Annotated in this window: 9 protein-coding genes; 7 read left to right on the top strand and 2 right to left on the bottom strand. The window is 68.1% G+C overall.

Features of this window, described 5'->3' with window-relative positions:
• Window positions 1-247: 247 nt before the first annotated feature.
• Window positions 248-991 carry a pseudouridine synthase gene (locus ACE3P2_RS10050; protein ID WP_374263989.1) on the bottom strand — a complete coding sequence of 248 codons (744 nt, stop codon included), beginning with the start codon at window positions 989-991 and terminating at the stop codon, window positions 248-250.
• 118 nt (window positions 992-1,109) lie between these two features.
• Here ACE3P2_RS10050 and ACE3P2_RS10055 point away from each other — a divergent pair, with 118 nt between their 5' ends.
• From ACE3P2_RS10055 to ACE3P2_RS10070, 4 genes are all read left to right on the top strand, one after another.
• The gene (locus ACE3P2_RS10055; RefSeq protein WP_374263991.1) at window positions 1,110-3,194 is read left to right on the top strand and encodes a hypothetical protein; all 2,085 of its coding nucleotides are present in this window, start codon (window positions 1,110-1,112) and stop codon (window positions 3,192-3,194) included.
• Window positions 3,195-3,336: 142 nt separating this feature from the next.
• Window positions 3,337-3,957: a chemotaxis protein gene (locus ACE3P2_RS10060; RefSeq protein ID WP_374263993.1), complete on the top strand. Its 621-nt coding sequence runs from the start codon at window positions 3,337-3,339 to the stop codon at window positions 3,955-3,957.
• A 6-nt stretch (window positions 3,958-3,963) separates the two neighbouring features.
• Window positions 3,964-4,704, top strand: a complete 741-nt coding sequence (locus ACE3P2_RS10065) for an MBL fold metallo-hydrolase (RefSeq protein ID WP_374263995.1) — start codon at window positions 3,964-3,966, stop codon at window positions 4,702-4,704.
• A 76-nt stretch (window positions 4,705-4,780) separates the two neighbouring features.
• A complete protein-coding gene (locus tag ACE3P2_RS10070; protein WP_374263996.1) occupies window positions 4,781-5,173 on the top strand; it encodes a SirB2 family protein in 393 nt (130 codons plus the stop codon).
• 24 nt (window positions 5,174-5,197) lie between these two features.
• Here the strand turns inward: ACE3P2_RS10070 and fnr are convergent, their stop codons facing one another.
• Entirely contained in the window at window positions 5,198-5,932 is a 735-nt protein-coding gene (gene fnr, locus ACE3P2_RS10075) for a fumarate/nitrate reduction transcriptional regulator Fnr (RefSeq protein WP_374264002.1), read from the bottom strand.
• Window positions 5,933-6,052: 120 nt separating this feature from the next.
• On the opposite strand from fnr, the gene hemN reads away from it, so the two are divergent.
• The 3 genes from hemN to ACE3P2_RS10090 form a co-directional block, all read left to right on the top strand.
• Window positions 6,053-7,447: an oxygen-independent coproporphyrinogen III oxidase gene (hemN, locus tag ACE3P2_RS10080; protein WP_374263998.1), complete on the top strand. Its 1,395-nt coding sequence runs from the start codon at window positions 6,053-6,055 to the stop codon at window positions 7,445-7,447.
• Between the two features lie 85 nt (window positions 7,448-7,532).
• Window positions 7,533-8,249 carry a sulfite exporter TauE/SafE family protein gene (locus ACE3P2_RS10085; protein WP_374264000.1) on the top strand — a complete coding sequence of 239 codons (717 nt, stop codon included), beginning with the start codon at window positions 7,533-7,535 and terminating at the stop codon, window positions 8,247-8,249.
• A gap of 111 nt (window positions 8,250-8,360) precedes the next feature.
• A partial coding sequence (locus tag ACE3P2_RS10090) for a heavy metal translocating P-type ATPase (protein WP_374264004.1) occupies window positions 8,361-10,090 on the top strand: 1,730 nt, incomplete at its 3' end.

The raw sequence follows: 10,090 nt of genomic DNA on the forward strand, positions 1-10,090 counted from the left end.
CGGCGCGGTGAAGCGCCAGAACAGGTCGGCCGCGACCCAGGCCGTGACGGCCAGCGCCACGCCCCAGGCGAGCACGGGGCCGAGGCGGGCGGCGCGCTGCCAGGGAAGGCGGGACAGATCGGGGCGGTCGGGAAGCTTCATCGTTGCGCTGAACAAAAGACCGTCAATGGTAGCCGGCCTGTGTTACGGGTGAAAGCGCCAACGCGTCGCATTGTGTTTGCGCGGCGCGTCGGCGGCCGGCGCCGGCTCAGATCGGGCCGAGCCAGTCGGGCAGGGCAGCACGCCAGTGGAGGGCGTCGAGCACCGCCGCGAAGGTGCCGTCGGGCGCGGCGACGAGGCGGAGCGGTGTGCCCAGGTGCGGATGGACGAGTTGCAGCCGGGCGCAGTGCAGGAGCATCCGGTGGCAATCGAACTGCTGCTGGAAGAAGCGGTTGTGGCGGCCTTTGCCGAAGGTGGCGTCGCCGACGATGGGGTGGGCGATGTGCTTGAGGTGACGTCGCAACTGGTGGCGCCGCCCGGTGTGGGGCGTGAGCGCGACGAGGGCGTAGCGGCTGGTGGGATAGCGGTCGACGGCATGGGGCAGCTCGCAGGTGGCGAGGCGGCGGTAGTCGGTGACGGCCGCTTGGGGGGCGTCGGAGGCGTCATCGCCGACCCATTCGGCGTCGTCGCGGCGGCGGCTCAGGGCGTGGTCGATGCGCCCGGCCTCCTGCGGGTGGCCGCGCACCACGGCGAGGTAGGTCTTGTCCACCGCCTGCCGTTCGAACTGGGCGCCGGCTAGGCGGGCGGTTTCCTTGTCGAGGGCGAACAGCAGCACGCCCGAGGTGCCGCGGTCGAGGCGGTGCACGGGATGAACGTGGCGGCCGAGCTGGTCGCGCAGCAGCTGCACCGCGAAGCGCGTCTCGTGGCGGTCGAGCTCGCTGCGGTGGACCAGCAGCCCGGCGGGTTTGTGGATGGCGACGAGGTGGTCGTCCTGGTGGAGAATCGTGAGCATGGCCGCGATGGTAAACCGGTCGGGCCGGCGGCGGGCGTCTGGTGCCGGATCGCCCACTCGAACCAAACGGTCGTGGCCGGGTCATAATTCATCTATGCCAAACACTTCCGCACCGACCTTGAGCCTTACTTCCGTCTTTTCCCGCGACGATCTGCTGCACTGCATCCACGCGGCGCTGCCGAGCCAGCGTCAGGGGCAGCGCGACCTGCCGAAGCTCGCCGCGCGTCTCGAGGCGCTGATCCGCGCCGACCTGCTGCCCGACCGCCTCGACGCTTGGTACGGCCTGACCGCCTGGCTCACCGGTGGCTCGCTGTGGAGCGACGTCTACATCGATTCCGCCGACGTGCATAGCTCGGCCACCCAGCGCTTCGCGGTGCTGATGGACGTGCTGGCGGCCAACCCCGGGCTGGCCGCGGCGGTGCGCCGGGCGATCCGCGAGGTGCTCGACGAGACCGATGGCGCCAACCTGTTCGGCGAGGTCGGGATTCCGAGCGACCGGGGTTTCCTGTCGGAATTCGGCGACCGCCTCACCGCCAAGCTGATCCCCGCGCCGCGGGACGATCACGACCTGTCGCACCTGATGAGCCGCAGCTTCCAGCGCGACAAGGACCTGACCCTGATCCGCGGCCTGCAGCCGTCCACCTTCCAGCGCGCCGTCGAGCTGCTGTTTCCGGTCAGCGAGCCGGAGATGCGCGCGGCGCTGCGGCGGGCGATGGCCGACGGTTTCCGGCTGCTGGTGGCGCGGGTGCAGGGGCAGGGGCTGTCCCTCAAGCTGCGGGCGCGCAGCGAGCGCCGGCCGGTGGCCGAATCGCCGTTCAAACGACTCACAGATAGCGGTGAGAACCTGCTCTGTGCCTGGGAGCAGGGGCGCCTGTCGAGCCAGCTCATCGAGGCCTGGGAGGCCGATCTGGAGGCGAGCCGGGCCGAGATGCAGCTGATCTCGGCCCGCCTCGAAACCGAGGGCATCAGCGTCGATATCGTCTATGGCCTCGACGTGCTCGACCGCTGCCTCGGCCGCATGGCGAGCATCGTCGGGGTGATGGCCGCCGAGCCGGGGTCGCCGGGGCCGGCCTTGCTGCTGCTGCGCCAGCTCACCTTCGCGGCCCACGAAAGCACCAGCCTGCGCCATCTCGTGCGGGGCAACCTGCAGCGCCTGCAGCGGCGCATCGTCGACCGTGCGGGCAAGACCGGCGAGCACTACATTGCCGAGACGCCGGGCGACTATCGCCACATCTGGGCCGCGGCGGCGGGCGGCGGCCTGCTCACGGTGGGCACCGCGGCGATGAAGATGACGGTGGCCGGCGCCGGGCTGGCGCTGTTCCTCGAAGGCCTGGGTTCGGGCCTCAACTATGCGGTGAGCTTCCTGCTCCTGCAGGCCTTCGGCCTGATCCTCGCGACCAAGCAGCCGGCCATGACCGCCGCGACCTTCGCCGCGATCATCCGCGACCGCAAGGGCGACGAGCGTCTCGACGTGATCGTCGATTACGCGGCGTGCATCTGCCACTCGCAGCTGGCGGCGGCCATCGCCAACGTGGTGATGGTGGCCGGCGGCGCCTACGCCTTCGACGCCGCGTGGCAGTTCGCCACCGGCCATCACTTCCTCACCCTCAAGGAGGCGGACTACGTCTTCCACTCCCTCAGCCCGGTCGACAGCGGCACGGTGTTCTACGCCGCGCTGACCGGGGTGATCCTCTACCTCGCCGCGCTGGTGGGCGGCTGGGTGGACAACTGGGTCGTCTATCACCGTCTGCCCCAGGCTATCGCCGAGCACCGTCTGGGCAACCGTTTCGGGCGGATGCGCATGATGCGCCTGGCCGGCATCGTGTCGCGCAACATGTCGGGCTGGGCCACCAACGTCTCGCTGGGGCTGATGCTGGGCATGACGCCGGTGCTCGGCAAGTTCTTTGGCCTGCCCCTGGACGTGCGCCACGTGACGCTCAACTCGGGCATCCTGAGCCTCGCTACCTCGTCCCTCGAAGTGGCGCTCAACCTGCGGCTGCTGCTCCTCGCGGTGGCGGGTGTCGGCACGATGTTCGTGCTCAACCTGGGGGTCAGCTTCGCCCTGTCGCTGATGACGGCGGTGCGGGCCTACGACCTGCCCCGTTCCGACCTGCGCGAGCTGCGTCGACGTCTGTTGCACCGCTTGCGTACTCGTCCGCGCGACTTCCTGCTGCCGCCGCGCCGTAGCGTCGCGACGGGCTGACGCGGGGGCGCTCAAGCTTGCCGGCCGGCCGCCGTTAATTTCCCCGCGGCAGCCGGCCTGTTCATTCCGCCTGAATCTCGGGTGCGGCCGTCGCTCCGATCGATGCGCCCCCATGCCGCGGTCCGCCGCCCGAGAGCACCGAATGAACGCGCCTGAACGACACCTCAAACCGACCCCGCGCCGCTCCGGCGAGCTTGCCGGCATCGTGCGGGTCAATGAAGAAATCAAGGCCATCGTCGCGACGGCCTTCCGCATCAACCTGATGGCGCTCAACGCCATCTTCCTGGCCAAGCGCGCCGGCAACGCGGCGCTGGGTTTCGGCGTGCTGTCGAACGAGCTGCGCCGCTTCGCCCAGGATCTCACCCGTCACATGGCCTCGCTGCGCGACATGACCTCCGGCTCCGTCGGCAGCGTCACCGGCGTCGTCCAGCAGCAGCGCAATTCGGCGATCCTCGCCGAGGCAATCCGCCTCAGCGGCGAGGTGCCCGGCGTGCGCGAGGCGCGGCGCCGCGGCGCGGCCCGCCTCGCCGACCAGCAGACCCGTCTGCGCGCCCTCGACCTGCGCCTGCGCGCGGCGGTCGAGGAAACCCAGCAGCTCGTCGAACTGGGCGGCGTGCTGGCCCGCTCGGCCAAGATCGAGGCGGCGTACGGCGGCGGCTTCAGTCCGGCGCTGATGCAGGTTTCGACGGATTTCGCGGAGGTGATCGCGCAGATCAAGCGGTCCCTCGAAGTGCTCGGCAAGGAACGGCTCGTAAAGGACTGAAAACCCATGAAGCAGGCTCACTGTATCTACCAGAACGACGACCATCGCTGGCTCGCCATCGCCCGCGATGCCAGCAAGCCGGGCTACATCATCGACACCAACGAGTACGTGATCGTCGATGGCGACCAGGCGCTGCTGTGCGATCCGGGCGGCATCGAGATCTTTCCGGCGGTGTTTTCGGCGCTATCGGCCGAATGCGATCCGACCAGGCTGGCGGGCATCTTCGCGTCCCACCAGGATCCGGACATCATCTCGTCGCTGGCCCTGTGGCTGGAGTTCAAGCCCGACCTGAAGTGCTACACGAGCTGGCTGTGGCAATCCTTCCTGCCCCACTTTGGCGGCGAGGATACGACCTTCGTGCCGATCCCCGACCCGGGCATGACGATCAAGCTCGGCAGTCTCGAACTCCAGGCGGTGCCGGCGCACTACCTGCACTCGTCGGGCAATTTCAACCTCTACGATCCGAAGGCCAAGATCCTGTTTTCGGGTGACATCGGCGCGGCCCTGCTGCCGCCCGACCAGGGTGGGCTGTACGTGGAGGATTTCTCCCGCCACATCCGCCACGCCGAGGCGTTCCACAAGCGCTGGATGGGCTCCGACCGGGCCAAGCGCGACTGGTGCGAACGGGTCTCGCGTCTCGAGATCGACATGATGGTGCCGCAGCACGGCGCGATCTATCAGGGGCAGGACGTGCAGCGTTTCATCAACTGGTTCGCGGCGCTGGAAGTCGGCGTGCTGCGCGGCTAAAGTTGAGGCTCCGCAAGGACGGGGCGTCGCAAAAACCGGATGCTGTCGTCCCGGCGTCATTCTGATTCGAGGCGACATGTACCTGGCGCTCAAGCATTTTCACATCACCTGCGTCGTGCTGAGCGGCGCGGGTTTCCTGCTGCGCGGATGGTGGTCGCTGCGGGCCTCGCCACGGCTGCGCGCGCCGCTGACCCGTCGCCTGCCCCATATCGTCGATTCCTGCCTCCTTGCAAGCGCGATCGGCCTTGCGTGGATGGCGGGGCAATACCCCTTCGTGCACGGCTGGCTGACCGCCAAGGTGCTGGGCTTGCTGGCCTACATCGGGCTGGGGATGGTCGCGCTCCAGCCGACGCGGCCGCGCGCCGTGCGCTTCGCGGCGCTGCTGGCGGCGGCAGGCGTGTTCTCGTACATCGTGTCGGTGGCGATCACCAAGAACCCGGCCGGCTGGCTGGGGGCGCTGTCGGTCTGAGCGCCGGGCGGCGGCGTGACCTGCCTAGGTCGCGTGGTGGTTGAGCAGGCGCTTCAGGCCGGGCGTGTCGAGGATGCGGATGTGCTTCTGCTGAACGGCCACGAGGCCTTCTTCCTGAAAGCGTGAGAAGGCTCGCGACACGGTTTCCAGCTTGAGTCCGAGGTAAGAGCCGATCTCGTCGCGGGTCATGCGCAGGTGGAACTCGGATGGCGAGAAACCACGCGCGGTGAAGCGCTGCGACATGTTGAGCAGGAACGCGGCGAGGCGTTCCTCGGCGCGCATGGAGCCGAGCAGCATCATCACGCCGTGGTCGCGCACGATCTCGCGGCTCATGATCTTGTGGAACTGGTGCTGTAGGCTCTCGACCTGGCGGGAGAGCTCCTCGAGGCGGCTGAAGGGGATCACGCAGACTTCACTGTCTTCGAGGGCGATGGCGTTGCAGGAGTGGTGTTCGGTGCTGATGCCGTCCAGGCCGAGCACTTCGCCGGTCATCTGGAAGCCGGTGACCTGATCGCGGCCGTCTTCGAGGATCACGTCGGTCTTGAAGGAGCCCGCGCGGATCGCATAGATCGCCTCGAAGGCATCGCCCGAGCGGTACAGGTGATGCTGGCGCTTGATCTTGCGCCGGCTGCCGACCAGCTCGTCGAGCTGGTTGATTTCCCGCGGATCGAGGCCGAAAGGCAGACACAGTTCCCGCAGGTTGCACTGGGAACACGCCGTCTTGATTTCAACCGTCATCACCGGAATCGCCGCCTTCATCTGCACGCACACCACCTGATCTAAAGAGGATTTAACAACCTTTGGAGCCCTTTGATCCACGTCAATACGATTCCGGGATGATTCTGCGATTGTTTCGCGCAATCACTAGAAGCACGCCCCATGAACGCGACTCAAAAAGACCTGATCTTCGACCCCGAGCTCATTCGCAAGTTTGACGTGAATGGCCCGCGATATACGTCGTACCCCACTGCCGACCGCTTCGTGGAGGCGTTCAACTCGGACGCCCTGTGCGACTGGCTCGGGAAGCGATCCATCGGCGGCATCGGCAAACCGCTCTCATTATACTTCCACATCCCCTTCTGCAATACGATCTGCTATTACTGCGCGTGCAACAAGATCATCACCAAGGATCACGGGCGCTCGGCCAAGTACCTGCAGTATCTTGAGAAGGAAGTGGACCTCCAGGTGGCGCATCTGCAGGGGCCGCGCGAGGTTCTGCAACTGCACCTGGGCGGCGGCACGCCGACCTTCCTGTCCCACGACGAGCTGCGTCAGCTCATGGGCATCGTGAAGAAGCACTTCACGCTGGTGCCGGACGGCGAGTTCTCCATCGAGGTCGATCCGCGCAAGGTCGATGAGGCCACCGTCAAGCTCCTCGCCGAACTGGGCTTCAACCGCATGAGCGTCGGCATCCAGGACTTCAACCCGGACGTGCAGAAGGCCGTCAATCGCGTCCAGAGCGAGGAGGAAACCAAGCTCGTGATCGACGCGGCCCGCGCCAACGGCTTCAAGTCGGTCAGCGTCGACCTGATCTACGGCCTGCCCAAGCAGAACGTCATCAGCTTCAACCGCACCCTTGAGCAGATCCTCGCCCTGTCGCCCGACCGCCTGTCGATCTACAACTACGCGCACCTGCCGAGCCTGTTCAAGCCGCAGCGGCGCATCATCGACGCGCAGCTTCCGTCCGGCGAGACCAAGCTGCAGATCCTGCAGCTGGCGATCCGCCGCCTCACTGAGGCCGGCTACGTCTACATCGGCATGGATCACTTCGCCAAGCCGACCGACGAGCTCACCACCGCCCAGCGTCAGGGCCGCCTGCATCGCAACTTCCAGGGCTATTCCACCTACGCCGAGTGCGATCTGATGGCCTTCGGCGTGTCGGCGATCGGCAAGGTCGGCCCCACCTATGCCCAGAACGTCAAGACGCTGGACGAGTACTACGACATCCTCGACACCGGCCGGCTGCCGGTGCTGCGTGGCATCGAGCTGACGCCCGACGATCTGCTGCGCCGGGCCATCATCCAGGCGCTGATGTGCCATTTCGAGCTGTCCATCGAGTCCATCGAGATCGCCCACCTGATCGACTTCAAGACCTACTTCGCCGCTGAACTCGCCGATCTGCGCGAGATGGAGAAGGGCGGCCTGCTGAAGATCGACGAACAGTGGATCAGCGTGCTGCCGGCGGGGCGGATGCTGGTGCGCGCGATTGCGATGGTCTTCGACAAATACCTGCGCGCCGACCGAGAGCGCACTCGCTACTCCAAGGTGATCTGAGTCGCGGCTGGCTGGCCGCCTTCGGCCGGACTAAACTATGCGCCCCGCGGCTTCGCGGGGCGTTTTCTTTGCAAGGTGTGAAGCGATGCCCGAAACCGGCTATCTCGCAGTCTTCCTGATCGGCCTGCTCGGCGGCACCCACTGCGTCGGGATGTGCGGCGGCATCGTCAGTGCGCTCACGGTGCAGACGATCCCGCTGCCCGGCCAGAGGCGCCGCGACTGGCCGCTGCACCTCGCTTACAACCTCGGCCGGATCAGCAGCTACACCCTGGCGGGCGCGGCGATGGGCGCCATCGGCACGGTGGGGATGCTGTTCAACGACATCCTGCCGATTCAGCTCGGGCTGTACGTCGCAGCCAATCTGATGCTCGTCGCGCTGGGCCTGTATCTCACCGGCTTCACCCGCGCGCTGGCGGGGGTCGAGCAGCTCGGCCAGCGTCTGTGGCGCCGCATTCAGCCGCTGACGCGACGCTTTCTGCCCGCCCGCACGGTGGCGCAGGCCTTTCCCCTCGGGCTGCTGTGGGGGTTCCTGCCCTGCGGGCTGGTGTACAGCGTGCTCGCCACGGCCCTCGTCACCGGGGCGGCGGAGCGGGGGGCGGCGCTGATGCTGGCCTTCGGCCTTGGCACCCTGCCCAACCTGATGCTCGCCGGGCTGCTGCTCAAGCGCCTGCGCGACGTGGTGCGGAACCAGGCGGTGCGCACCGGGTCTGGTCTGGTAGTGCTGGCTTTCGGCGTCTATGGGCTGGTCACCACGCCGTCGCTCGGCAGCAAGCTGTGGAACGGCGTGGTCTGCCATTTCTGATTTCCCCTGCGGAGTGCGGCGTGTCATGAAGTTTCTCCCCTTGCTCGCGGCCTGGCGGGCGCAGCCGTGAGCGGCGAAGCCGGATCGCACCTCGACTTGCCCGTTTCGGGCATGCGCTGCGCGGCCTGCGCCGTCCGCCTCGAAAAAGTGCTCAATCGCCTGCCGGGCGTCGAGGCCAAGGTCAATTTCGCCACCGAGAAGGCCCGCGTCGCCATCTCGCCCGAGGGCGCATCGGCCGACGACGTGCTCGGGGCGATCCGCAAGGCGGGTTTCGACGTGGCGCCTCAGGTGCTCGAACTGGGCATCGGCGGGATGAGCTGCGCGGCTTGCGCGGCGCGCATCGAAAAGGTCGTTAATCGCCTGCCGGGCGTCGAAGGCAGCGTCAATTTTGCCGCCGAGACGGCACGCGTGCGCTACACCCCGGGCCTCGCCGATCCGGCGGCGGTCGTCGCGGCGATCGGCAAGGCTGGCTTTGCCGCCACGCCCATCGCCGGTCGCGACCGCGAGGCCGAGCGCGCCCGCAAGGCCGCCGAGTTTCGCGCCGAGCTGCGCCTTTTCTGGATGTCGGCGGCGCTGAGCCTGCCCTTCCTCGTCCAGATGGTCGGCATGCTCGACGCCGGCCTGCACGGCACGGCGCACCACGACGAATGGCTGCCGCGCTGGGCGCAGCTGCTGCTGGCGACACCGGTTCAGTTCTGGATCGGCCGGCGCTTCTACAGGGGCGCGTGGTCGTCGCTGCTGGGCGGCGGCGCCAACATGGACGTGCTGGTGGCGCTGGGCACCAGCGTCGCATACTTCTTCAGCCTGGCGGTGGTGTTGCTGGGCCGACACGATCTGCACGTCTACTTCGAGGCGTCGGCCAGCATCATCACCCTGGTGCTGCTTGGCAAGCTGCTTGAGGCGCGGGCGCGGGCGCGCACTTCGGCGGCGGTCGAGGCCCTGCTGCGCCTGCAGCCGCCCACCGCGCAGATCGAGCGCGACGGCCAGCTCGTCGCGCTGCCGGTGGAGCAGGTGGTGGCGGGAATGGTCTTCGTGCTGCGGCCTGGCGACGCGGTGCCGGTGGATGGTGAGGTCCTGTCGGGCGAATCGTCCGCCGACGAGGCGATGCTCACCGGCGAGAGCGTGCCGGTGAGCAAGGCGCCGGGCGACCGGGTGTTTGCCGCCACCGTCAATGGCGCGGGCGTGCTGCGCTGCCGGGCGGTGGGCGTCGGCGCCGAGACGCTACTGGCGGGCATCGTGCGGCTGGTGGAACAAGCCCAGGGCGGCAAGCCGGCGGTGCAGCGGCTCGCCGACCGCATCGCCGCGGTGTTTGTGCCGACGGTGGTGGCGATCGCCTTCGCGACCTTTTTCGCGTGGTGGTGGATTGGCGGCGAACTGGCGCCGGCGCTGGTCAATGGCGTCGCGGTGCTGGTGATCGCCTGCCCCTGTGCGCTGGGTCTCGCCACGCCGACGGCGGTGATGGTGGGCACCGGGCAGGGCGCCCGCGCCGGCATTCTGGTCAAGAACGCCGAGGCGCTGGAGCAGGCCGAGAAGATCAAGACCCTGGTGGTGGACAAGACCGGCACGCTGACCGAAGGCCGGCCGGCGGTGCTCGACCTGCGTCTGGCGTCGGGCGCCGGGCGGGCCGACCTGCTGGCGCTGGCGGCGAGCCTGGAGCAGACCAGCCATCACCCGCTGGCCCAGGCGGTGGTCGCCGCCGCGAAGGCCGATGGGCTGAGCTGGCCGCTGGCCGCGGTCGTGCAGGCGGTCGGTGGCAAGGGCGTGGCCGGCGAGGTGGACGGGCGCACGGTGCTGGTCGGTTCGCCGGCGTTTCTCGCCGAGCGTGGCGCGGCGCTGCCGGC

This window comes from Zoogloea sp., assembly GCF_041911615.1.
GTDB lineage: Bacteria > Pseudomonadota > Gammaproteobacteria > Burkholderiales > Rhodocyclaceae > Zoogloea.

What these genes read in the sequence shown, in the direction of transcription:
- ACE3P2_RS10070 (WP_374263996.1), top strand. Translation starts at nt 4,781, where the DNA reads ATGTACCTGGCGCTCAAGCATTTTCACATCACCTGCGTCGTGCTGAGC.
- ACE3P2_RS10060 (WP_374263993.1), top strand. Translation starts at nt 3,337, where the DNA reads ATGAACGCGCCTGAACGACACCTCAAACCGACCCCGCGCCGCTCCGGC.
- fnr (WP_374264002.1), bottom strand. Translation starts at nt 5,932, where the DNA reads ATGAAGGCGGCGATTCCGGTGATGACGGTTGAAATCAAGACGGCGTGT.
- hemN (WP_374263998.1), top strand. Translation starts at nt 6,053, where the DNA reads ATGAACGCGACTCAAAAAGACCTGATCTTCGACCCCGAGCTCATTCGC.
- ACE3P2_RS10085 (WP_374264000.1), top strand. Translation starts at nt 7,533, where the DNA reads ATGCCCGAAACCGGCTATCTCGCAGTCTTCCTGATCGGCCTGCTCGGC.
- ACE3P2_RS10065 (WP_374263995.1), top strand. Translation starts at nt 3,964, where the DNA reads ATGAAGCAGGCTCACTGTATCTACCAGAACGACGACCATCGCTGGCTC.
- ACE3P2_RS10050 (WP_374263989.1), bottom strand. Translation starts at nt 991, where the DNA reads ATGCTCACGATTCTCCACCAGGACGACCACCTCGTCGCCATCCACAAA.